The 23342-nt window shown below is 40.8% G+C and carries 17 protein-coding genes and 1 pseudogene; 9 read left to right on the top strand and 9 right to left on the bottom strand.

The genetic code is table 11. From position 1 onward, the window contains the following. Positions 1–18: 18 nt before the first annotated feature. Both QQK02_RS01645 and QQK02_RS01640 read left to right on the top strand, forming a co-directional pair. Positions 19–2499, top strand: a complete 2481-nt coding sequence (locus tag QQK02_RS01645; protein WP_284206197.1) for an EAL domain-containing protein — start codon at positions 19–21, stop codon at positions 2497–2499. 89 nt (positions 2500–2588) lie between these two features. Beyond that, positions 2589–3002 (top strand): GNAT family N-acetyltransferase, encoded by a 414-nt coding sequence (locus tag QQK02_RS01640; RefSeq protein ID WP_284206196.1) that lies wholly within the window; start codon positions 2589–2591, stop codon positions 3000–3002. A gap of 31 nt (positions 3003–3033) precedes the next feature. Here QQK02_RS01640 and QQK02_RS01635 read toward each other — a convergent pair. Beyond that, a pseudogene (locus QQK02_RS01635) lies at positions 3034–3298 on the bottom strand (tyrosine-type recombinase/integrase); the annotation flags it as partial. Between the two features lie 1163 nt (positions 3299–4461). On the opposite strand from QQK02_RS01635, the gene QQK02_RS01630 reads away from it, so the two are divergent. The 4 genes from QQK02_RS01630 to QQK02_RS01615 are packed head-to-tail and all read left to right on the top strand — an operon-like array spanning position 4462 to position 8860. Next, positions 4462–5460 (top strand): XdhC family protein, encoded by a 999-nt coding sequence (locus QQK02_RS01630; RefSeq protein WP_284206195.1) that lies wholly within the window; start codon positions 4462–4464, stop codon positions 5458–5460. Further along, a complete protein-coding gene (locus QQK02_RS01625) occupies positions 5450–6103 on the top strand; it encodes a nucleotidyltransferase family protein (RefSeq protein WP_284206194.1) in 654 nt (217 codons plus the stop codon). The genes QQK02_RS01630 and QQK02_RS01625 overlap by 11 nt, the downstream gene beginning before the upstream one ends. Next, complete coding sequence (locus tag QQK02_RS01620) at positions 6096–6563, top strand: (2Fe-2S)-binding protein (protein ID WP_284206193.1); 468 nt, start codon at positions 6096–6098, stop codon at positions 6561–6563. The genes QQK02_RS01625 and QQK02_RS01620 overlap by 8 nt, the downstream gene beginning before the upstream one ends. 2 nt (positions 6564–6565) lie before the next feature. After that, positions 6566–8860: a xanthine dehydrogenase family protein molybdopterin-binding subunit gene (locus QQK02_RS01615; protein ID WP_284206192.1), complete on the top strand. Its 2295-nt coding sequence runs from the start codon at positions 6566–6568 to the stop codon at positions 8858–8860. A gap of 47 nt (positions 8861–8907) precedes the next feature. Here QQK02_RS01615 and QQK02_RS01610 read toward each other — a convergent pair whose 3' ends face one another. The 5 genes from QQK02_RS01610 to mfd all read right to left on the bottom strand — a co-directional run bounded on the left by QQK02_RS01610 (position 8908) and on the right by mfd (position 15374). Beyond that, positions 8908–9261, bottom strand: coding sequence for a DUF2750 domain-containing protein (locus QQK02_RS01610; protein WP_284206191.1), 354 nt, complete (start codon positions 9259–9261; stop codon positions 8908–8910). A 353-nt stretch (positions 9262–9614) separates the two neighbouring features. Beyond that, positions 9615–9989, bottom strand: coding sequence for an iron chaperone (locus tag QQK02_RS01605; RefSeq protein ID WP_284206190.1), 375 nt, complete (start codon positions 9987–9989; stop codon positions 9615–9617). 3 nt (positions 9990–9992) lie between these two features. Further along, positions 9993–10283, bottom strand: coding sequence for a DUF1244 domain-containing protein (locus tag QQK02_RS01600; RefSeq protein ID WP_284206189.1), 291 nt, complete (start codon positions 10281–10283; stop codon positions 9993–9995). 15 nt (positions 10284–10298) lie between these two features. Continuing rightward, on the bottom strand, positions 10299–11789 hold the full coding sequence (locus QQK02_RS01595) for a CsiV family protein (protein ID WP_284206188.1): 1491 nt from the start codon (positions 11787–11789) through the stop codon (positions 10299–10301). An 87-nt stretch (positions 11790–11876) separates the two neighbouring features. Further along, the gene (gene mfd / locus QQK02_RS01590) at positions 11877–15374 is read right to left on the bottom strand and encodes a transcription-repair coupling factor (RefSeq protein ID WP_284206187.1); all 3498 of its coding nucleotides are present in this window, start codon (positions 15372–15374) and stop codon (positions 11877–11879) included. Between the two features lie 314 nt (positions 15375–15688). On the opposite strand from mfd, the gene QQK02_RS01585 reads away from it, so the two are divergent. The 3 genes from QQK02_RS01585 (at position 15689) to QQK02_RS01575 (ending at position 19523) form a co-directional block, all read left to right on the top strand. Further along, positions 15689–18076 (top strand): Ig-like domain-containing protein, encoded by a 2388-nt coding sequence (locus QQK02_RS01585; protein WP_284206186.1) that lies wholly within the window; start codon positions 15689–15691, stop codon positions 18074–18076. Between the two features lie 63 nt (positions 18077–18139). Then, complete coding sequence (locus QQK02_RS01580) at positions 18140–18505, top strand: hypothetical protein (protein WP_284206185.1); 366 nt, start codon at positions 18140–18142, stop codon at positions 18503–18505. A 100-nt stretch (positions 18506–18605) separates the two neighbouring features. Continuing rightward, the gene (locus tag QQK02_RS01575; RefSeq protein ID WP_284206184.1) at positions 18606–19523 is read left to right on the top strand and encodes a TIGR01777 family oxidoreductase; all 918 of its coding nucleotides are present in this window, start codon (positions 18606–18608) and stop codon (positions 19521–19523) included. A 364-nt stretch (positions 19524–19887) separates the two neighbouring features. Here the strand turns inward: QQK02_RS01575 and trpA are convergent, their stop codons facing one another. The 3 genes from trpA to trpCF are packed head-to-tail and all read right to left on the bottom strand — an operon-like array spanning position 19888 to position 23341. Further along, positions 19888–20733 (bottom strand): tryptophan synthase subunit alpha, encoded by an 846-nt coding sequence (trpA, locus tag QQK02_RS01570; protein WP_284206183.1) that lies wholly within the window; start codon positions 20731–20733, stop codon positions 19888–19890. Between the two features lie 14 nt (positions 20734–20747). Next, complete coding sequence (trpB, locus tag QQK02_RS01565; protein ID WP_284206182.1) at positions 20748–21956, bottom strand: tryptophan synthase subunit beta; 1209 nt, start codon at positions 21954–21956, stop codon at positions 20748–20750. 2 nt (positions 21957–21958) lie between these two features. Then, positions 21959–23341, bottom strand: a complete 1383-nt coding sequence (gene trpCF / locus QQK02_RS01560; protein ID WP_284206181.1) for a bifunctional indole-3-glycerol-phosphate synthase TrpC/phosphoribosylanthranilate isomerase TrpF — start codon at positions 23339–23341, stop codon at positions 21959–21961. Position 23342 lies beyond the last annotated feature (1 nt).

The following is a 23342-nucleotide window of genomic DNA, read 5'->3' as shown; positions in this document are numbered from 1 at the left end:
TTATTTGAGTAGTTTAAGTTGTTTTCAAACAAAGGGTCACATTACACGGCAGGTGACTTCGCCCAACGCAACCTATTAAGGTGCGAGCCAAATACGCCTATTTATAAAGCTGCAAGAAGTATTTTAGATAATCAGTGTAGTTCCATTCTTGTAGAGAAAGATAACCAAATTGTTGGTATATGGACAGAAGCCGATAGTACTCTTATTACTCATCAGCAGCTATTAGGTACAGAAATTCAATACTATATGAGCTCACCTGTTGTGTCGGTTGAAAGTCACACAACGATAGAAGAGCTGATCATTAAGTTTTATCAATATAAAGTACGCCATTTATTAGTCTGTGAAAATGGACAGCCAACAGGCATAGTTAGCCAATCTGATGTCATTAAAAAGCGTGGCATTGAGCACCTGTTAAGTTCTCGACAAGTGAAAGAAAGCTACCAACGCCAACGCCCGATCACATTAAGCAGCGCAATCACTTTTGAGAGTATTTGTCAGCATATGCGAAAGTCTCGCGCAACGTCAGTGCTGATCGAAAATAAACAAACCAATGAAGTGGGTATTATTACTGAGCGGGATTTAGTGCGAATCCTTGCGGCTACTCAGCCTGTTGTTGATGTCTGGCTTTACACTTCGCACCCGCTAGTAAAACTTTCCGATAGTTGCACGTTACTCGACGCGTTTCACATGTTTAAAGAAAACAGTGTGCGTCACGTTGTGATCACCGACGATGAAAATAACGTGTTGGGCGTATTATCATTTAAAGATATTTTTGCGGGCATTGAGTACGCTCACTTTAATGAGCTTCAATCAACCATAGCCCGCAGAGAACTTGCGTTAAAAGATTCTCAAAAAAGCCTCGTGCTTGCAGAACGTATTATTTCAGCCTCGGTTGACGGTGTTATGATTGCTAACCAAAGTAATGAAATTATTTCTGTTAACCCTGCTTTCAGCAAAATAACAGGCTATGCGGCCAGTGAAGTGGTTGGTCAAAAAACATCTTTGCTTAGTTCTGGTATGCACCCTAAGTCGTTCTATCATTCTATGTGGTTAGACATTAACGAATTTGGCCAATGGCAGGGTGAAATTTGGAATAAGCGTAAAAACGACGAAATTTACCCGGAATGGTTAACTATTATTCGCATTGGTGAAGTCAGCGAAGATGATATGCACTATGCTGCAATTTTTAGCGATATAACAGAGCGTAAGAAGGGTGAAGAACAAATTCATGAGTTAGCCTATTACGATGATTTAACTAAGCTACCTAATCGTTCATTGTTTAACGACCACTTATCATCAGCACTTAAAGAGGCTGACGGTAAATTGGTTGCCGTCTTATTTATCGATCTTGATAGGTTTAAACAAATTAATGACACATTGGGCCACAAGGCTGGTGATGAGTTGTTAGTGATGGCGGCAAAACGCATCTCCTCAAGTGTTAAGCATTCGGATATAGTTTCACGGATGGGGGGGGATGAATTTGTTGTCTTGGTGCCTGCTGTAACTCATATAGACCATGTTGAACATGTCATGGGCCAGATTGTTACCGCTTTGAGCAAACCTTTTCTCTTATCTGGCCGAGAGCTTATTGTAACCTGCTCCATTGGCGCATCCATCTCATCAGAAAGCGGTTCTTGCGGCGATACGATGCTAAAGCACGCAGATATCGCGATGTATGAGGCGAAAAGCCAAGGACGAAATACATACCAAAGCTTTAAAAAAGAAATGAACCACGCTGCGGCGCAAAAACTTGCCTTGGAAAACCATTTACGAGCAGCCTTAGTTAACGATGAGTTCACAATAAACTACCAACTTCAATACGATAATAAAAATAATTGCTACAAAGGTTTAGAAGCGTTAATTCGATGGAAAAATCCTATCTTAGGTAATGTATCACCCGCTGAATTTATTCCTGTGGCTGAAGATATAGGATTGATCGTTGACATTGAAAGGTGGGTTTTCAATAAGGCTTGTCTTCAACGCCGTATCTGGCTAGAACAGGGCGTTGCATGCGGTAAATTATCGGTTAATGTGTCAGCAAAGCACTTTAGCAAAAACCTCTTTCAGTCAATAACCGATGCCTTATCAATCTCTGGTTTGCCTGCGAAATACCTAGAAATTGAAATTACAGAGTCATGTTTTATCACACGATTCGATTTTGTTAGTGATGTCATGAAGCAACTAACCGATATTGGCATTACCATATCGCTTGATGATTTTGGTACTGGTTATTCATCGTTAAGCTATTTAAGCCAACTTCCTATTAACGCCATTAAAATTGACGCAAGTTTTGTTGCCAACATTCCCGGAAAAGAGCGAGATTGTCGGCTTGTTACCGGAATCATTTCGATGGCGCAGAGCCTTGGCTTAGATATTGTAGCTGAAGGCGTTGAAGACATTGAGCAAGAGCAATTCTTAAAAGACAATGGCTGTCATGTTATTCAAGGTTATTTATATTCTAAACCCTGTCGTGATATTTGTACGCAACTAGCGCGCTAAGTTTCAGGCGTTAGTCCTGTTGCTGACGTTGCGGTATTGGTTGAGATACTGTAGCGTTGGCCTCAAATTCTCGGTAGTCATTGAGCAAAATGAAATTAACAATAGAGCAAGATAATCAAGGTGATATTGCGAGCTTTTTAAGTCAAAAAATTATAGCGTTTAATCATCAGCACTGGCAAAAAACAAAAAAGCAATCGCTAGCATTAACCTATCGTGATGATCAAAACACAATAATCGCAGGCGTATCAGGCATTACTTTTGGTAATTGGTTGCATTTGGAACGGTTATGGGTGGATGAGCCTTATAGAAAGCATGGTTTAGGCGCTAAGCTTTTACAGGAAATTGAACAACAAGCTACGGAGCTAGGCTGTACTCAGGTTCTCGTTGATACGCTAGAGTTTCAGGCTAAACCTTTTTATCTCAAATATGGTTATAACGTTGAATTTGAACAGCGCAATTACCCATTAACGGGCACAAGAACCTACTTAACCAAACCCCTTTAACCTAAATTACCGTTAGTTTCGCTATAGGATCTTACTCAAATGGGCTTACAACCCCATTCGCACCTTGCTGCAACATATGAGTATAAATTTGTGTCGTTTTAACATCTGAATGCCCCAATTGTGCTCGAACCGTTCTGATATCTGCACCGCTTTGTAATAAATGCGTTGCAAAGGAACGTTTAAGTGTATGAGGTGTATTCGGCTTGATGAGCTTGGCTTTTTTTCGCGGCAGCTTTAATTGCTTTTCGAACACCTGTATGGTGAAAGTGATGACGACGAATTTCACCTGTTTCAGGATAAATCAGGCACGATTAATGTGGCCGTTTCACCTTCTGTTAAAATGGTAAAAATCTGTGCTTCCGTGAATCGTTGTTTTTTCATGTTGTTTTCTTCGTTAAGGTTACTTTAGCGGGAAATCTCTATTTAGGCGATTCTGATTTTATGGGAGGGTTACAAGAACCTTCGCAAAAAATCAGAATATTCTCATTCCCGAATAGATTTACCACACAAGTCTCTAGCAATGTCGATAGTCAAAAACTATTATAGTTTCTACTTCATATTGTTAGATGCTTTACTTTAAAAGTTAAATTGCATCAATAACTACCGTCTAAATATTGTTAATTTAATGTTAAATATTCTCGCTAGGTGAAGTTATTCACACGCTTCACCATGATCTACACAAATCGTGAGTAATGACTTCTATTTTTCCCAAAACCAATGTAGGAGATGTCTCACATTGGCGTGCGAGATATATAGTATTTTTATAAGGTTGATTATATTTTAGCTTGTTAAGTGTCTGTTTTTTTTAATGTTTTATGTTGCTTTTGCTATATGTGAACATTTTGTGACTATATGTTTTTTTATTTAAGTGTCTTCTTCTTTAAAGTCAAAGGCGTAATATTATCAACGTCAGGAAGGCAAAGGTCAGGAAGACCTGTTACTAGGAAGGTAGCTTACTAGGAAGTAAAGGACAGTTTCAGGGTGAAACTAGTAATATGGATGTTACACAGGATGTATCTTAACTTAAGGATAAGTTAACAAGGAAGATAAGCGCCAGGATGGCGATAAGGATAGCTTAGAAATTGTATCTGCATTTCAAGGTTGAAGTGCTGCCGAGGATGGCAAAGGAAAAGAAAGGATGCTTAGGAATAACTAGGGATAGTGTCTTCAGGATGAAGCATGGACTAATGATTGATGTACGGATATATCAAGCTAGATAATTAAAAAGCGACCCGCACTGGGGTCGCTTTTTCTTTTCTAGGTCAAAATAAAATTATCAATTTCTTCTGTTCTACTCAACATAGCGGGTCACTTAATATACTTGTGACTTGAATCTATCGTTATCGCTATTCAACTTTCTAATCTTGATATTCATCGATAATCGTTGGCACTTTATAATCCTCGTGCTAGCTTAAATAAATAGTTTAACGTTTTATTAACGCTAGGGTGCAGTTGTTGAATGGACAACCATATTGAAAGCCTTTTAGTTCATTGGCTTAAACACAAAGATAAGTGTCAATGGGTATTAGCGACAATTATTGAAACTCAAGGTTCAGCTTATCGAAAAGCAGGTGCCATGATGCTGATCAATGATTTGGGGCAATATGTTGGTTTGGTTAGCGGTGGGTGTCTTGAATCAGATGTTATGCGTCATGCGATAGAGTGCTTAGCAACGGGTGAAAACACAAGAATCACTTATGATATGCAAGACGACAGTGATATCAGTTGGCAGTTAGGCATTGGCTGTGGCGGCATGGTGAAAATACTACTGCAACCCATAAATGAAACGAATAATTTCCTTAGTTTAAAACAAGTATATCAGCAATTATCTGCTGGTTATCCAGCTTCTTATTGCATTAATTACAGTACTAAACAGCCAAATAATTACCTTTGTGATGGCGATATAACATGTCAAGAAAACCAGCTTCAATTTGAATTGAAACCTCGTATCCGCATCGCTGTTTTTGGTGCTGGCGCAGACGCTATTCCGGTTGTAAAAATGGCGCGATCTCTTAGTTGGCATGTCACGGTTGTAGATCCAAGACCAAGCTATGCCAGGGCCTCTCTATTTAAAGAAGCTAGCGTGATTATTAAAGAGCCTTTTAATACCCTAGTTGATAGTCCTGCGTTAGAAAAAGTTGATGTTGCAATTATCATGACGCACAACTTAACGTTGGACGCACAAGCGCTTCGCTTGGTGCAGCAACTTAACTGCCAATACTCAGGCTTGTTAGGGCCAAAGCATCGAACAGAAAAATTAATGAAAATAGCGGGTATTAACGCGTCAGAAATTCGGGTGCCACTTTTTAACCCAATAGGTTTTGATATCGGCGGTGAGCTGCCAGAGTCAATTGCCTTATCTATGTTGAGTCAAGCTCATGCCTTTATGTACGGTAAAATTGATGTCAATGTCGCTGGTAATGTAGTTAACATGAGTGAGTATAAAAGTGCGATATAAAGCTTTAGTATTTGCCGCCGGCAATAGCTCGCGCTTTCAAGGGGTAAAGCAACTGGCAAGGGTTAATGGCGCGACGTTAGTTGAGTCGAGCTTTTGGCGTGTCGCGAACAGTGACATTGAAGATGTATTACTTATTTTAGGTCATCATAAAACACGAATCTTATCGGTCATTGATATTGATAATTATGCCGTAGGCTATGTAGAACAAGCGCATTTAGGTTTCGGTGTTAGTATTAGCGAAGCAGTTACTAAGTATGTGCTAGATGAATACACTGATAAAAGCGTTAGCCATGTATTAATTGCCCTAGCTGATCAAGTGGCGTTAACAACAGCGCATTTTAATCAACTTAAGTCAGCTTCATTAGCTCATCCAAATAAGATAATTTGTTGCCAAACGCGTGCCGGAATTTGTTCCCCTGTTATTTTCCCTTATGCTTATTTCAACTCGTTGTGCCAACTCAACGGTGACAAAGGCGCCAAATCAATTGTGATGAAAAATATGGAAAACGTTATTACGATAAATGTTGACGAAGCGTTGATAGACATAGACACACAAGAAGATTTTTTACGTTGGCAACAAGCCAATTCAACCGCAAATACATTAAATATTAAACGCCCAATTGGAGCGACAATAAATGATTAAACTAACAATTAATAATCAAGATGTAGATCTGAGCGTAGAAAAAGAGATGCCTTTGCTTTACGCCATTAGAGATGAATTAAAAATGACTGGCACTAAGTTTGGCTGTGGCGCTGGTCAATGTGGTGCCTGTACCGTTCATATTGATGGGCAAGCCATGCGATCTTGTATTACACCGATTTCGTTTGCCCAAGGTAAGCAAATAACAACGATCGAAGGGTTAGACGAAAACAATGATCACGTATTGCAAATTGCGTGGCGTGAATACAAGGTGCCTCAGTGTGGTTATTGTCAATCTGGACAAATTATGAATGCTGCCGCCATGCTATCAAACAACGCTAATCCAAGTGATGATGATATAGATAACGCAATGCAGGGCAATATTTGTCGTTGCGGCACCTATCCTCGTATAAAGTCAGCCATTAAGAAAGCGGCCCAACTTAAGCAAAGTCGGGAGTCGTAATCATGTCTACATTAAATAAAGTTAATGACCTGCAAGTTGTTAATGTCAGCCGTCGTCGGTTTATTCAAGGTTTAGGATTAGGTTCAGGTGCATTAGTGTTAGGCTTGTCCTTGCCTGGCTTTTCAGCCTTAGCAAGTGGGCAAAGCATGAAAGATAAAGCAGAGCATGCTTTAAACTTTTTTGTTGCGATTGATGATAATGGTAAAACATCAATTGTTTGTCATCGGGCGGAGATGGGACAAGGTATTCATACCTCAATACCACAAATGATCGCTGATGAAATGGAAGCCGATTGGGCCCAAGTTTTCATGGTCCAAGGCAAAGCCGATAAACGTTATGGCGCACAAGGTACTGCCGGTTCAACGTCTATTCGTAACCAATATATTCAAATGAGACAAATTGGTGCCAGTGCTCGACAAATGCTTGAGCAAGCGGCAGCCAATGTTTGGAATGTGCCATTAACGCAAGTTACTGCGCAAAACCATGAAGTGAAAAACCTAAGTAATGGTAAAACGTTAAATTTTGGTGAGCTAGCAAAAGCGGCGAGCCAATTAACACCGCCAGAGGCTGAAAAATTAACGTTAAAATCGCCTGAGCAATTTAAATATATTGGCAAAGAAGTCAAATTGTTCAATATGGATGACATTATTGCAGGCAAAGCCATATACGCACAAGACATCCAATTACCTGATATGTTAATTGCGAGTATCGCTCGACCGCCAGTGGTCGGTGGTAAAGTCGAGTCTTTTGACGCAAGTGAAGCATTAAAAGTAAAAGGGGTGGTTGAGGTTATTCAACTTAAAGAGCGTAATTATCCAGTGAATGTTCAGCCACTTTCGGGAGTTGCGGTTCTTGCCACCAATACATGGGCAGCCCATGAAGGTAAAAAGAAGTTAAACATCAAATGGCAAGACGGCGAGAATGCTGTTCACAATACGAAAGCCTATCAACAAGAGCTTATTGATAAAGTAAATAGTAAGGGGATATCGGTTCGCCAAAAGGGTGATGTCTACCAGCATCAATTTGATGAAAGCTTAACGGTTGAGGCAACATATAGTGTGCCATACATTAACCACACGCCAATGGAAACACCGAGCGCAACCGCGATTGTTACTGGTTCTGGTGACGACACAAAATGCACTATATGGGCTGGTACGCAAAATCCGCAATGGGCACAATCTTTAGTCGCTGGCGAATTAGGTCTGCCGCAGGAAAAGCTAGAAAATGTAGCGTTAAACCTTACGTTGATGGGTGGTGCGTTTGGCCGAAAATCTAAGTCTGATTTTATTATTGAAGCGGTAGAGCTGGCCCAAAAAGTCAAACGTCCAGTGAAAGTCGTTTGGACCCGAGAAGACGACATTCAGCATGGCTTTTATCATTCTATTTCTGCGAACTACTTAAAAGCGCAAGTTACGCCAGAAAAAGGCGCAGACTTTTGGCTTCAACGTGTTACGTATCCGCCAATTGGTTGGTTGTTTAATGATAAACAAGATAGGCCAAACGATAATGACTTATCCCTTGGTTTTGGTGATTTACCCTTTGAATTAAACAATTTAATCTGTGAAACCCAAACGGTAACCACTCATATTAGAACCGGCTGGGTGCGCTCGGTAGCCTGTATTAATAATGGTTTTGCTTTAGGCTCGTTTGTTGATGAGCTAGCCGTTAAGGCAAATGTGCCAACAAGGCAAATGTGGTTAAATTTATTAGGCGAAGATCGCATGGTTGATGTGAAAGCTGAAGGGTTCAACTACAGCAATTACGGCATGGACTATTCAACACACCCGATTGATATCAAACGCATGAAATCGTTGATTAATTTAATTAGTGATAAAGCAAACGTTGAAGAAGCCTTGCCTGAAAATCAAGGTTGGGGGATAAGCTTTCTACGAAGTTTTGGCTCTTACGTAGCCGCAGCAACAAAAGTCGAAGTGAGTAATAAACAAGTTAAGGTCCTTGAAATGCACACTGCAATCGACTGTGGCGTGGCCGTAACACCTGATCGTGTGAGATCGCAAATGGAAGGAGCGATGATTTTTGGTTTATCAATTACGTTAATGGGAGAAATTACCACTAAAGACGGTAGGGTTGAACAATCAAACTTTCATGATGCGCCAGTGACGCGTATGCATCAATCGCCACCTATGCATGTGCATATCGTTGACTCACAAGAGCCTCCTGGTGGGGTAGGTGAGCCTGGTGTTCCGCCTATTATACCGAGTATTACTAACGCTATATTTCACGCAAGTGGTATTCGTATTAGACACTTACCAGTCAATAAAACGTTGAGCGTCTAAGTTAACTAAAGAGAGGTCAGAATAACGGTTATTCTGACCTCTAGCACTTAAAGCGTTTCTATGCCTGCAAGTTGTTGTGAAAACTCGTCTAAGCCAAGTTCTAGACAATCACTATCATCAGCCCAGTCAACGCCAATAACAATATTATCTTGACTTAAATCTTCAACCCAAAATTCTAACCATTGGCTAACAGTGATCTTAGCCGCTTGGTAACTTTGCCATTCTTCAACACAATGTGCTTGTGCTTTTTCTTGACTAGACCAAACCGGCATTACGTCAGTTTCTTCAAAATGGATAGAATCTAAAACAACCCAATCTTCTGAACTTGGTTCGCAAAGTGCCCAAATAGCTTGGTCAGGTTTAACCTGCTGTAAAAAGTTTTCTAATAACTTTTCAGTCATAATGTTTTCTCAAATGTAAATGAAATAATAGTCTGAAGCTATTATATCTACTGCAGCAATGAATTACTTATTTTTATTTAAAGTAACGTATTTCTTCACGTTGAATGGGCGCTCTTTTCTGCAAGTTTCGCTATTGCTTACTTATCTGCAACGACGGTTTATCAAGCAGGCCTGTTGTTTGCTTGAACGTATACGGTAATTAGCTTACTGACCATAGTTGTTGCCTTGATTGTTGCTATTTACTATTGGCTAAAAGGCGTTGGTAAAAGAATCCTAACGATAGCGGTGAAGGTTATTAGCTAGCACTTCAAACGAGAAAGCTTATTGCTACTGGTAAGCGAAAATGCATGTTATTAGCAGCCAGTATCTTGTCCTTGAAGGTGCTGGTTGATCACCAAATTAATGAGTTTAGCGATGTTAGGAAGAATGTCGTTTTTCTTTTTAATGCGAATACAGCCTTTGCCACAATCAAAATCAGCCAGTAAATCTTCAGCCTCTTCGATTTTAGCTATATTGCCAATGTATAAGCCAACGAAATGCTTCTGTGCATTCAAATGAAAAACAAAGGTGTTGTCGTCACCAAAGCCTAACATTTTATAATTAATCGATTCTTTGAGTTGGGCAGGGTGGTCAAGGATAAGTTGGCGCAAAGCCAAAAGCGTTGTTTTGCGCCAATCATCGTCAAGCAAAGAAAGGTAATGAAGCGGATCTTCTGCTTGATATTGCACGAGTTATTTTTTCGGGTTGAGTTCGTTGAACTTTGCTAACTGCTCAGGCGTTGCAGGCGTTTGATGTTTCTCTTTCCATTCAATGTATGGCATGCCGTAAACCTGTTCACGGGCAGTATCAATATCTACCTCGACACCTAGCTTCTCAGCTTCTGCAACCGTCCATTTAGAAAAACAGTTGCGACAAAAACCTGCCAGATTCATCAGTTCAATGTTTTGTACATCTTTACGATTATCTAAATGCGCTAATAAACGTCTGAATACTGCTGCTTGAATTTCTATTTCTTTATCCATGTTAAACCTTTTTCTTTATTCTTCTGAGTCGACGGGCTTTGTTGGCACTTTGTAGCGCCTAATTTGTACAATCATCCCCATATATGGGTGATCAAAATAATGAATTTCTTTCGAAATCACCCGACGATTTTGTGAAAATCTCACGGCTTTTATTTGATGTTCTGGATCACTTAATAGGGCCGTTTCATGCGCTGCCAATGAGCTGTTAGCCACACTAAATTCAGCGGTAATATACAAATAGTGATTTAGGTGAACATTAAACAAGCCATCAATGGTCCAATCAACTTCCGGTGCAACAGGCATAACGAGTTGAGCCAATGGATCCGTTGAGTCGTCAACAGTCAACTCTGCAAGCGCATCTTGGGGAGAAATATCACCTTGTTGTAAGGTGTCAATAACCTCACTAAATGGGTGAGCTTTATCAACTATCGGAAGTGGTGTTTCGATTGGTGATTGATCAGCCGTTAACTCGTCAATCAATGATTGAGCCGTAGCTTCTTGTTCAACGCTCGCCATAAGTTCGACTTTTTCTTGCGTATAAGCCTGCATTGCTTTTTCATGGGCGTATGCTAAGTTTTCACCGGCAAATAATCTCATTGGGCGAGAACTACGCTTATTAATCGCGGGTTGACGCCACGCAGTATGTAATAAAGGCCTAAAATTCTTACTTCTTTTTAACTGCAATACAATGTCGTGTAATGCTAAAGACGCATCGTTAACAAGGTAAGGTTGTGACGAGTAAATATCTTCGTAGCGCATAATGGTACTTGGCATATTTTCAAGTGAAAAGTAATCAGCATTGAAGTTAGGTACGTCTTGGCTTAATTGGGATAATACTGCATCTGGCAGCAGGCAAATATCGTCAGGAATTGAAAACTGATAGCTAAATTGTTGCTCATCAAAAAAACGCTGGGCTTCGTTTACTTGGGCAAGCAATGCGTTTTGCTCTTCAATCGTTAAACTAGAAACAAAGGCTTCATCAGAAACTATGTCGTTTGCCGATGGCGTTGGTTGAGCAAACAGATCATCAATACTTTCTACTTTCTCGTATCCTTCACCGCTCAAGCTCGAGCTATAGTTTAGCTCTGATTCGTCAGTACTAATAATTTCTTGATCTCGTTGTTGAAACTCGAAAACTTCATCATTTGTAAGTGGACGATTATTGATTGTTTCGACGTTTGAAACCGTAAAACTTGTCTCTAAAATGCTGGCTTGATTGACATAAGGCGTAGGATATTCATTACCGCAGCTTGGAATTAATGCCTTAGTCGCTTCAAGGTTTGGGTTGATGTGCTTTGTTAATAAATCTCTAGGACGGTTCAACTTTACCTCAGGTAACTTAACGTCAAAGTCTTCTTTAAGTGCGCTTTTATCGCCAAGTTGGGCAAATAAAATAACTTCTATTTCAAACCAACGCTCTTTCGCTGCATTTTGAGCACCAGCAGTTGCTGGCACAAATGTTAATGCGCTGATAACGGCAAAACCAAGAGACTGAGTTAACTTCATTTACAATCCATATGAAAGCATTTAGTCGAATTGTCTTTGATAATAACAAATAATTATCAAAGACTTCGACAGATATTTTTGATTTAACTATTTTTTATTTGGGCTTAAATCACTAATAATCGATGTAATTAGCGTAAATCGTGTTTGCGTTGAATCTGTTTTCTTTACAAATTTGACTTTATTGGCGCCTTCCATTTTGTAAACACTTGGTTGCTTTTGAATCATTGCGATGATTTGCATCGGGTCAACTTTTGTGTCGTCAGAAAACTCAATAACGCCGCCATTAGCGTTGGCATCGATACGCGCTATGCCAATTTTTTGTGCTTTAAGTTTTAACTTGGCGATTTGAACTAGGTTCTTCGTGGCTTGCGGCAGCAGGCCAAAGCGGTCGATTAGCTCGACCTGGACATCATCAAGTGCTTGCTTGTTTTTACAACTAGCAATTCGTTTATAAATGCTCAAACGTAAGCTGACATCAAATATGTACTCTTCCGGTAAAAGGGCAGGCACACGTAAATCAATTTCTGTTTGGCTGGAGGTCACTTCTTCTAGCGATAATGGTTTACCTGATTTCAAAGCGCTAACCGCGTTGTCTAGCATTTCCATATACAAACTAAAGCCAATTTGACTCATTTGACCTGACTGATCTTCACCGAGTAATTCACCCGCACCACGAATTTCCATGTCATGGGTTGCTAAGGTAAAGCCTGCGCCTAAGTCTTCAAGCGAGGCGATTGCATCAAGACGTTTTTTAGCATCTTTTGTCATGCGTTTTTCATGTGGTGTTAGCAAATATGCATAGGCTTGGTGATGTGAACGTCCAACGCGACCACGCAATTGGTGCAATTGGGCAAGGCCAAGGTGGTCTGCTCTATCCATAATGATGGTATTGGCGCTTGGCACATCGATACCTGTCTCAATGATCGTTGTACAAACAATGACATTGAAACGCTGGTGATAAAAATCACTCATGATTTTTTCAAGTTCACGCTCACGCATTTGACCATGTGCCGTAACGATTTTTGCTTCAGGCACTAAGGTTTGAATATCTAGCGCAGTTTTCTCGATCGTTTCGACATTATTATGTAAGAAATAGACTTGGCCACCACGAAGTATTTCTCGCAGTATTGCTTCGCGAATCAGGTTATCTTCTCGTTGTCTCACAAAGGTCTTAACCGCGAGACGTTTCGCTGGCGGCGTTGCAATAATGGAAAGGTCACGCATGCCACCCATTGCCATGTTTAGCGTACGTGGGATCGGAGTTGCCGTTAAGGTTAGAATATCAACATTAGCGCGTAACTTTTTGATTTTCTCTTTTTGTTTGACACCAAAACGGTGCTCTTCATCGACAATTAATAGCCCTAAGTCGTGATATTTTATCGAGTTTTGCAACAGCTTATGTGTGCCGATAAGAATATCAATTTTACCTGACTCAACGTCTTCAATGATCGCTTTTTGCTGCTTCGGCGTTTTAAAACGAGAAAGCACTTCAATGTTAATCGGAAGGTTGGCAAATCTGTCTCTAAAGTTTTCGTAATGCTGTTGGGCAAGCAAGGTTGTTGGTACCAATAGTGCTACTTGTTTGGCATCGTTTGCCGCAATAAATGCCGCTCGCATTGCCACTTCTGTTTTACCAAAACCTACGTCACCACAGACAAGGCGATCCATAGCTGTTGGTTGCTGCATGTCACTAATTACCGCATTAATCGATTGTTCTTGATCTAGCGTTTCTTCAAAACCAAAACTGTTGGCGAAGGTTTGATATTCGTCAGGGTTAATCTTAAATGCATAACCTGTATTGCTGGCACGTTTTGCATAAACATCAAGCAACTCAGCGGCAACGTCTTTAATCCTTTCAGCTGCTTTTTGTTTTGCTTTTGTCCAACCTTCGTTTCCTAATCGATGAAGCGGTGCATGCTCGGCGTCAGTGCCAGAATATCGAGAAATTAAATGCAGTGAAGCGACAGGCACAAACAACTTAGATTCATTTGCATAACCTAACACGAGAAATTCAGTAGTAAGCCCTGCATTTTCGAGTGTTTGTAGGCCCATGTAACGACCAACACCATGCTCTAAATGGACAACCGGTTGGCCTAAAGAAAGCTCGGCTAAGTTTTTGAAGATGGCATCTGCTTGACCATCTTGTTGTTTGCCTCTTCGGCGCGATTGTCTAACGACATCACCTAGTAATTCAGCTTCAGTCACAACATTAATTTGTTGCCTTTTATGCTGGAAAATAAAGCCATGGGCAAACGTATTAACAGTGATACCAATAGCTTCATCAGCAGCGATAAAATCATCAAAGCTATCAAATTCACTCGGCGATAGGTTGTTTGCTCTTAACAGCTCTAAAACACTTTCACGACGACCTTGGCTCTCAGCAACAAACAACGTCTTGCTGACAGATTTGCCACTTTGTTGTTCGGCTAAAAAGCTATTAAGTGACGTAAACGGTTCTTTGAGCTGGTGATTTACCGCCACTTGAGGTAACTGCTCAACATCAAAGGCAATATCACCACTTGAGTTAAGTTCACTTGGTGGCTTAACAATCGTAATGCGCTGAAAACTATTTAACTGACTATATAGCTCATCAATTTTTAAAAATAATTGAGCAGGCGGCAGTAATGGGCGTGTTGGATCGTATCGACGATCTTCATATCGGTATTCAATATCGTGCCAGTAATGTTCAACTGCTTTTTCAATATCACCTTGCACTATGGTTAGCGTGTTTTCGGCAAGGTAATCAAATAATGTATTAGTCTGTTCGAAAAACAGCGGCAAATAATATTCAATACCTGCAGGCATTACACCCGAACTGACTTGATGGTAAATCGATTCTTTATCAATCGTGCCAGAAAATAGTCCACGATATTGTTGCCTAAATAAATTTATACCGCTTTCGTCGGTTGGAAACTCTCTTGCAGGCAATAAATTAATGGCATCTAGCTTGTCTTTTGAACGTTGATTTTCGGTATCGAATAAGCGAATTTCATCAATTTCGTCGTCAAAAAAGTCGAGTCGATAAGGCGAATTGCTACCCATTGGAAACAAATCAAGAATTGCCCCACGCACGGAAAACTCACCATGTTCCATCACTTGGTCTACGTTACGGTAACCATTTGCCTCGAGACTCACACGTAATTGATGTAAGTCGACCTTGTCGCCAACGTTGATCATCAGTGCGTTTTGCTCAAGATACTGCCTTGGTGCCAATTTCTGAGCCAATGTCGTAACCGGTACAATAATTATACCTGTTGTCATTCTTGGTAATTTATAAAGCGTGGCTAAGCGTTGAGAAATAATATCTTGGTGTGGCGAAAAACTATCAAAAGGCAATGTTTCCCAATCGGGGAATAAGCACAAGTCGATATTCTGATGATTGATACTGTCTAGCTCATGCTCTAAGCGTATTGCTGACGGTGTATCATCGGTGACAATAAGAATTGGCTTTTGCGCTTGTAAGGCTGCTTGGTAAATCGCGAGCGTAGCGCTTGAGCCCACTAGACCGTGCCAAGACTTTTTGTCTACTTTTCTTTTAAATTCAGTAGTTAAAGTCGGTGAATATAGCTGTGATAATTTCGACATAGGAAAATATATAGAATATAAGTGGTATTGCTCGGTAGCATCATGAGCGCATAATTATCGCGTTAACCTGATAATGACCAAACTGAATAATGAATAAATTAAGTATGCGGACTATCTTAGCATGAGTTATAAAAAATCATGAACAAATTAGAAGTTACACAGGTGAAAAATGAATTAATTGATGGTTCAGCACTATTAGCCTTGTTAAGCCAAAGTTAAATGAATGATTTACTTGTTATTCATAGACTTTTAGGCCGTGATATTTTATTTTAGCCAATAATAAAAAGATCTCTATTCTTCAAGGAATAACAATAATGAGAAACCTGTCTACCAGCGTCTTCCTTGCCAGTGCATTATTACTTACTGGATGTAACGGTAAATCTGGTGATAATGATACACCACCTACCGATGGTGAAGTTATCGAACTTTCTGCAATTACTGTCGCCATTCAAAATGCACAAGGTGATGAGCAACTAAGTTTTGAGCAAGGTGACAGTGCTACTGTAATCGCCACATTGACAGATACTTCTGGCGCATTAGTCAGTAATACCTCTGTTAGCTTTTCGACCAGTTTTGGTCAATTATCTCAAGACAGTAAACTCACCAATAGCGATGGTCAGGCTACAATTACCTTATCAAACCCAGATGGCCTCGCCGGTGCCGGTAGTATTTCGGCAAATGCTGGTGCGCTAGATGTAGCGACAATCGATTTTGAATATCTCGCATCAACTGAACCTGAAGAAGTGCTTCCTTCGTTGTCGGTTTCTTTGAGTTTAAATGGTCAAGAGGTTAATAACTTTAAAGCGAACGAAACAGTGCAAGTTATTTCAACCTTAGTCGATGGTGAAGGGCAACCAATCGTCGGTGAGATTATTACTTATACTGCTGATATCGGCGCATTGACGCCTGATACCGCGTTAACCAATAGCCAAGGCGTTGCAACAGTAAACTTAGCGGGTAATGACGCTATCGGTGCTGGTATTGTGACAGCATCGTACGGTGAAACAGAAACCCTTGCTTCAAATCGTTTAAATTACCAAGTTATCGCAAGTGACGAAACAATTTTAGATGACGTGATTCGTATTGGTTATTTTGATGCGACGGGTGAATTTGTTGAAGGTGAAATCGAGCTTTCAATTGACGGCAACCAAGTGAGTGCTGGTGGTACATTGGGATTAAGTGTCGATCTAGTGGATAGCGAAGACACGCCGATTAACTTAGCAACATCGGTAAGCTTTACATCAAATTGTGTCGCTAGTGGCAACGCAACGATTGAAGAAACCGTGTTCAGTATCCAAGGTGAGGCGAAAGCAACCTACGAAGATGTAGACTGTGCTGGCCTAAATGGTATTGATGATGTGATTGTCGCATCAGTAAGCCTTAATGGTGTAACTAATGTTGCTCAAACAACGATTGAAATTACTGGTGAAGAACTAGGTTCAATTGAGTTTCTATCTGCAGAGCCTGAAACCATTGTGCTTCAAGGCACGGGTGGCCAAGGTAATCAAGAAACCTCTACGTTAACTTTCCAAGTGAAAAGCTCTTTAGGTAATCCATTAGCCCAACAAGATGTTGAGTTCATTCTAGATACAACGGCTGGTGGAATTGCGGTAAATCCAACAATTGGTGTGACTAACAGTCAAGGTATCGTAACAACGAAAGTAACAGCCGGTAGTGTGCCTACAGCTGTTCGAGTTACAGCCAAAGCAACCTCAGAAGATGGCGGTGATATTCAAACGCAATCTGATTTGTTATCAATTAATACTGGCTTACCAGAGCAGCGATCTTTTACCTTATCGACAGAGGTAAGAAACCCTGAAGCTGGTAACATCAATGGTGTTCAAGTAGCAATTACCGCTCAACTTGCTGATAACTTTAATAACCCAGTGCCTGATGGTACAACGGTTAATTTTACCACTGAGGGCGGTGTTATTGAGCCAAGTTGTTTAACCGCAAACGGTGCCTGTTCGGTGACCTGGACAAGTGCTGAGCCTCGCGTTGATGATCACCGAATTACGATTTTAGCGACTGCGTTAGGCCATGAAACATTCTTTGATACTAACGGTAATAATACCTTTGATGATGCTGATGGTTCGGCAATTATTGAAGCAGATATTTCAGCAGGTTTTTCACGTATAACACCTCAAACGTCTGGTTTTGTTGATATGACTGAAGCGTGGCGAGATGATGATGAAGACGGTGTATATGCTGCTGGCGAACTGTTTTTAGATTTTAATAATGATGGTAGTTACAGCACTGAAGACGACTTGTTCAATGGTCCGCAATGTGAGGGTAGCAAGTGTGGCGCAGAGGGAAGCCAAGCCATTCATGTCCGCCGCGCTTTAATTATGGATATGGCCAGCTCAAGCGCATTATATGATCTAACTGATGAAAATGGCGTGAGTTATCCACTTGCAAGTGGCCCACAAACCATTACAGATACCTTAAGTTTTACTTTAGACTTTAGCGATACTGCAGGTCAGGCGATGCCATTTGGTACCACCGTTGCTGTTGAAGTAAGTGCAGGTACAGTAGAAGGCACCACAAACTTCACAGTACCCAACACACTTAACCCAAGCTCTATTGGTTTTGTTATCGTTAACGCGCCGTTAGATGATCCGGCGGTTGGTACATTAACCATAACGATTACTTCTCCGTCGGGCGTAGAAACAACCATAGTACAAACATTAGATTTGCCATAATAAGGGCAAAGCAAAAAGCCAGTGTTTATCACTGGCTTTTTTATTAATAAACAGGCCATTATTTTGAATAAACTTATTACCCTTTTTCATCGTTTAGCTTGTCAATTTATTAAGATAAAAAGCATTATTATCGCCTTGTTAGTGGGCAGCTTTATTAGTTTCTTTGGCTTATTAATTTTTGCTGAAATCAATACGCAAAATGTCTACTTAGTGCCATGTTTATTTACCTTTATGTGGGCGTTATTGTTAATGTTATTCATTGCATGCTTTGTTGATATTGATTATCTCAACCAAGCAAATGGTTCAATGTATCGTCGAGTAATGAATCAGTTCAAAAGGCTTTGGGCTTACTTTGTTGCATTGTTAACTCTTTTTTTAACGGCTGCGGTTATTTATATCAGTATAAAACTAATCGGTTTTTGGCTTTGAACAAAACTTTTGTCGTTATAGACTTGTATAATGAAAGAGAGCAGGACAAGGTCTATACTGTTTAACGTCAGTATGTAAATTTTTTCAGCGAGTTTGTTTTATGGCAAATGTATTGATTACCGGCGGTACTGGCTTAATTGGTCAGGCATTAGTTGAAAAATTAAAACAGCATCATCATGATGTTACTGTACTTACACGTCACAAAGCTAAAGCTGAAAAGGTTTTTGACTTTGATGTGGGGATAGTTGATGACCTCTACAGTATTGACCCTAATATTTACTTCGACGCCATCGTTAACCTTGCTGGTGAGCCGATAGCTGATAAGCGTTGGTCAGAAGCTCAAAAATCCCGAATTTACCGCTCACGCGTTGATAGCACCTATGGGCTGGTAAAATGGATGAAAACCCGTTTAATGATGCCTTCCGTATTGATCAGTGGCTCAGCTGTTGGTTGGTATGGCGATGGGAAGTCTAGTTTACTTACCGAGCAATCGGGTTTTCACCAAGAATATACACACGAACTTTGTCAAGATTGGGAAGACGCAGCACAATCAGCAAAAGAACTCGGTTGTCGAGTATGTATCATGCGAACAGGTCTTGTTTTATCCAACAAAGGTGGCTTTTTGCAGAAGATGCTGCCAAGTTTTAAGTGTTATGTTGGTGGACCAATTAGTAACGGTCGCCAATACATGCCTTGGATTCACATCGACGATATGGTCAACGCGATTATGTACTTAGCGTTTGATTCTCAACGAGAAAACCTTTCTGGCGTCTATAACTTAACAGCGCCTAAACCTGTCACAAATAAAGAATTTAGTCAGACATTAGCCAAAACATTAGGCAGGCCTTGTGCGCTCTTTGTACCTAGCTTGATGCTTAAATTGATCTTTGGTGAAATGGCTCAATTACTACTGACGGGGCAAAACGCGATTCCAGAGCGTTTAAGCCAAGCGGGTTTTGAATTTAAATACCATACCCTTGCACCGGCTTTAGAAGATGTGTTGAGCGAAAAGCATTAGCAGTTGCTTAGTCAGTAATTATTGTCGTTGAGATACCAGCCTCCGCTGGTATGACTCAAGAAAAACGCAGGGCTCAAGGAAAGAATGGTATGACTCTGTCTAATCGATTGCCCGAGTCATTGTGGCGCAGGACGCTAGGGCGCTTGAGTCATTGCGGCATAGGCAACTAACCCGTTTGAGTCATTGTGGCGCAGGCCGCAATCATGGCTTTGAGATACCAGCCTTCGCTGGTATGACTCAAGAAAAACGCAGGGTTCAAGGAAAGAATGGTATGACTCTGTCTAATCGATGGCCCGAGTCATTGTGTCGCAGGCCACTAAGGCGCTTGAGTCATTGCGGCGTAGGCCGCAATCTCATGAGTAAACTACTTAGTTGCTGCTTTCATCTCACTAATAAATGAAGCTAATTCAGTCAGCATTGCTGGTTCATCATCAAGATTTTTCTCAATGATATTGACGACAGCTGAGCCACTAATAGCACCTTTTGCACCACTACTTAATGCCGTTTTAACCTGCGTCGGGTTTGAAATACCAAAGCCAATGACGGCTGGAGCGCTTTCAAGTTTATCTAATTTAGCAACAAGTTGGTCTGCAACACTAGTTGCTTTTACCTCTGCGCCAGTAACACCAGCGCGACTAAGTACATAAGTGTAGCCTAGACTCGACGTGGCAACGGCGCTCAATGTTTCATCGTCAGCGTTAGGTGGTGCGATAAAAATAGGTGCGACATTATATTTGGTTGCTGCATCGATAAACGGCTTACTTTCTCGAATCGGTAAGTCAGCGATAAGCACAGAATCTACACCCGCTTGGCTGACATCGTGATAAAAGTTGTCTATGCCGCGAGCAAACACTAAATTTCCATACAATAACAAGCCAATTGGAATCTCTGGCGCGTACTCTCTAATTTTGGCAAGTATGTCTAAACATACATCGGTATTAACATTTGAGCCTAACGCACGTAAACCGGCTTTTTGGATAGTTAGGCCATCTGCACTAGGATCTGAAAAGGGAATACCTAACTCGAGTGCGTCAGCACCAGCGTCAATGAGTGTTTTAATGATATTAAATGAAAGCTGAGGGTTAGGATCGCCAATAGTGACAAACGGAATAAAGGCGCCGTGATTTTGTATTGCTAATTTAGCAAAGCAGTCATTGTAACGTTTGCCTACTTCAGTCGGCGCAGCGTTTGATGTAATGGTTGTGTTCATGATTGTTCCTTTTATTATTGCTGCGCTTGAAATTCGTCACCCAAAATAGAGTGGACATGGGCTAGGTCTTTATCGCCACGACCAGATAAGTTAACCAAGAAAACCGTTTCTTGCGTAACCGTTTCTGCCATTTTTAAGGCATGGGCGAGGGCGTGCGAAGACTCCAATGCAGGAATAATCCCTTCGTTTGCCGCTAGTGTTTGGAACGCTTGAAGCGCTTCATCATCATTAATCGCGACATATTCGGCGCGACCTGTTTCTTTCAAAAACGCATGTTGAGGACCAACACCAGGGTAATCTAAGCCAGCTGACACCGAGTACGACTCTTCAATTTGTCCATCTTGTGTCTGCATAATATAGGTGTAGTTGCCATGTAACATGCCTTTTGTACCAGCCGTTAATGTTGCGCCATGGTGATCGGTAGTTACCCCTTTACCACCTGGCTCTACACCGATAAGTTTAACGTCTTTTTCTTTAATGAAATCGGTAAACATACCAATTGCATTTGAACCACCACCAACACAGGCAATCACGTAATCAGGTAATTTACCTTCTTCTGCTAGCAGCTGTAGTTTGGCTTCTTCGCCAATCATTTTTTGGAATTCTCTCACAATTGTCGGGAAAGGGTGAGGTCCAGCGGCAGTACCCAATAAATAATGGGCACTGTCGTAGTTTGCAGACCAATCTCTGAGTGCCTCATTAACAGCATCTTTTAAAGTACCTGAGCCTGCCGTTACCGGAATCACTTCAGCGCCCATCAACTTCATTCGAAAGACATTGGGTTGTTGGCGTTCACAATCTTTTGCGCCCATATAGACTCGGCATTTTAAACCAAGTAATGAACAGGCTATAGCGGTAGCAACACCATGTTGACCAGCACCTGTTTCGGCAATAATTTCTTTTTTGCCCATACGTTTAGCGAGCAGCGCTTGGCCAAGTACTTGATTGGTTTTGTGAGCGCCGCCATGAAGCAAATCTTCTCGTTTTAAGTATATCTTCGCCAATGGATTTTTAACGATATTTCTGCATAACGTTAAAGGCGTAGGGCGACCAGCATAGCTATGCAATAGCTTGTCAAATTCATCAACGAATGCTTGATCTTTTAGTGCATCTATAAAGGCTTGTTCTAGTTGTTCGAGTGCTGGTACCAATAATTCACCAACAAACATGCCACCAAATTCACCGAAATAGGCAGGTAATTTTTCTCTTGTTTGTGTTGTCATCTTTAATAATTCCGAATTTTTTGAAATACTGCCGCGATTTTTTCAGGGCATTTATTTCCTGGGCTTTGTTCTACGCCCGAATTAATATCTAAACCTAGTAGTTCAAGGTTATTTGCCGTATCGATAGCTTGCATTATGTTGTCGCTATTTAAGCCACCAGCTAACATACAACGACTTAAATCTTCTTGTGTTTCTTGTAAATATTGCCAATCAAATTGCTCACCTGAACCACCTTGTTTGTTATCTAAAACGAAGCGGTTTATAAGCGAGTTTTTTGGCAAAGTGAAATCATTGATTTTGATGCTTACTGCTTGCCAGATTTCAATGGAATCAGGCAAGGAGGCTTTCAATTGGTTAATGTAATCATCACCTTCACTACCATGTAATTGCACGGCAAATAGCGCCAAATGTTTCACCGCTTCAGTTATAAAGTCGATAGGATGATCGACAAATACACCCACATAATTCAGGTTTGGTGTATTGGTCACAATATTGGTAGCTTGTGCTAGGTTGACACATCTTGGCGACTTTTCTGCGAAGATGAGTCCACCGTAAACCCCACCTTGTTGATATACGCTTTGTGCTTGCTCTTGGGTTGTTAGCCCGCAAACTTTATTTTCGCCAAAAATGAGTTGGCGACAGGCTAAATCAACATCGTTTTGTGCCATCACTGAACTGCCAACTAAAAAACCATCTACAGCGGGCGCGAGTTCTCTAACTTGCGCGTTGGTATAAATACCTGATTCTGAAATAACTAACATGCCCTCTGGAATGTGAGGTGCAAAATCAAATGTTCGGGAGATATCTGTTGAGAGATCTCGTAAATTTCGGTTATTGATGCCTATCAGTTTCGCTTCTAACTTTATTGCGCGCTGCATTTCTTCGGTATTAGATATTTCCGTTAATATTGCCATGTTGTACTGCTGCGCAATATTGGCTAACGCTACGTACTCGTCGTCATTGAGAACACTTAACATCAATAAGATGGCATCAGCCCCCAAATGGCGAGCCAAATACACTTGGTAAGGCTCAACAAAGAAGTCTTTGTTAAGTACAGGGCAGCTAACGTTTTCACATACTAATGATAAATACTCGTATTTACCTTGAAAGTATTTATAGTCGGTTAATACTGAGATACCCGCAGCGTACTTGTCGTAAGTTGTACAGATGTCTAAGACATTAAAGTCCTCACGAATAAGCCCTTTTGAAGGTGATGCTTTTTTACACTCTAAAATAAAGCCAGCACCTGTTTTACCTAAACTTGCATAAAGATCTTTAGTGGCAGGTACTAATGATTCAATAAAACTAGCTAGCGGTTTCTCTTGTTTATATTGCGCAAGAAATTCACGTTTATCTTCAACAATTTTTTCTAAAATATTCGCCATG

Origin of the sequence: Thalassotalea eurytherma, assembly GCF_030161415.1 — a bacterium.
Classification (GTDB): domain Bacteria; phylum Pseudomonadota; class Gammaproteobacteria; order Enterobacterales; family Alteromonadaceae; genus Thalassotalea_G; species Thalassotalea_G eurytherma.
Note: the sequence above shows the minus strand (reverse complement) of the source record. Positions and strands in the feature narration are given on the sequence as shown.

Excerpts from the sequence above, each read along its gene's own strand:
- QQK02_RS01640 (WP_284206196.1), top strand. The coding sequence starts at position 2,589 with ATGAAATTAACAATAGAGCAAGATAATCAAGGTGATATTGCGAGCTTT.
- QQK02_RS01630 (WP_284206195.1), top strand. The coding sequence starts at position 4,462 with ATGGACAACCATATTGAAAGCCTTTTAGTTCATTGGCTTAAACACAAA.
- QQK02_RS01620 (WP_284206193.1), top strand. The coding sequence starts at position 6,096 with ATGATTAAACTAACAATTAATAATCAAGATGTAGATCTGAGCGTAGAA.
- QQK02_RS01615 (WP_284206192.1), top strand. The coding sequence starts at position 6,566 with ATGTCTACATTAAATAAAGTTAATGACCTGCAAGTTGTTAATGTCAGC.
- QQK02_RS01610 (WP_284206191.1), bottom strand. The coding sequence starts at position 9,261 with ATGACTGAAAAGTTATTAGAAAACTTTTTACAGCAGGTTAAACCTGAC.
- QQK02_RS01600 (WP_284206189.1), bottom strand. The coding sequence starts at position 10,283 with ATGGATAAAGAAATAGAAATTCAAGCAGCAGTATTCAGACGTTTATTA.
- QQK02_RS01595 (WP_284206188.1), bottom strand. The coding sequence starts at position 11,789 with ATGAAGTTAACTCAGTCTCTTGGTTTTGCCGTTATCAGCGCATTAACA.
- mfd (WP_284206187.1), bottom strand. The coding sequence starts at position 15,374 with ATGTCGAAATTATCACAGCTATATTCACCGACTTTAACTACTGAATTT.
- QQK02_RS01585 (WP_284206186.1), top strand. The coding sequence starts at position 15,689 with ATGAGAAACCTGTCTACCAGCGTCTTCCTTGCCAGTGCATTATTACTT.
- QQK02_RS01575 (WP_284206184.1), top strand. The coding sequence starts at position 18,606 with ATGGCAAATGTATTGATTACCGGCGGTACTGGCTTAATTGGTCAGGCA.
- trpA (WP_284206183.1), bottom strand. The coding sequence starts at position 20,733 with ATGAACACAACCATTACATCAAACGCTGCGCCGACTGAAGTAGGCAAA.
- trpB (WP_284206182.1), bottom strand. The coding sequence starts at position 21,956 with ATGACAACACAAACAAGAGAAAAATTACCTGCCTATTTCGGTGAATTT.
- trpCF (WP_284206181.1), bottom strand. The coding sequence starts at position 23,341 with ATGGCGAATATTTTAGAAAAAATTGTTGAAGATAAACGTGAATTTCTT.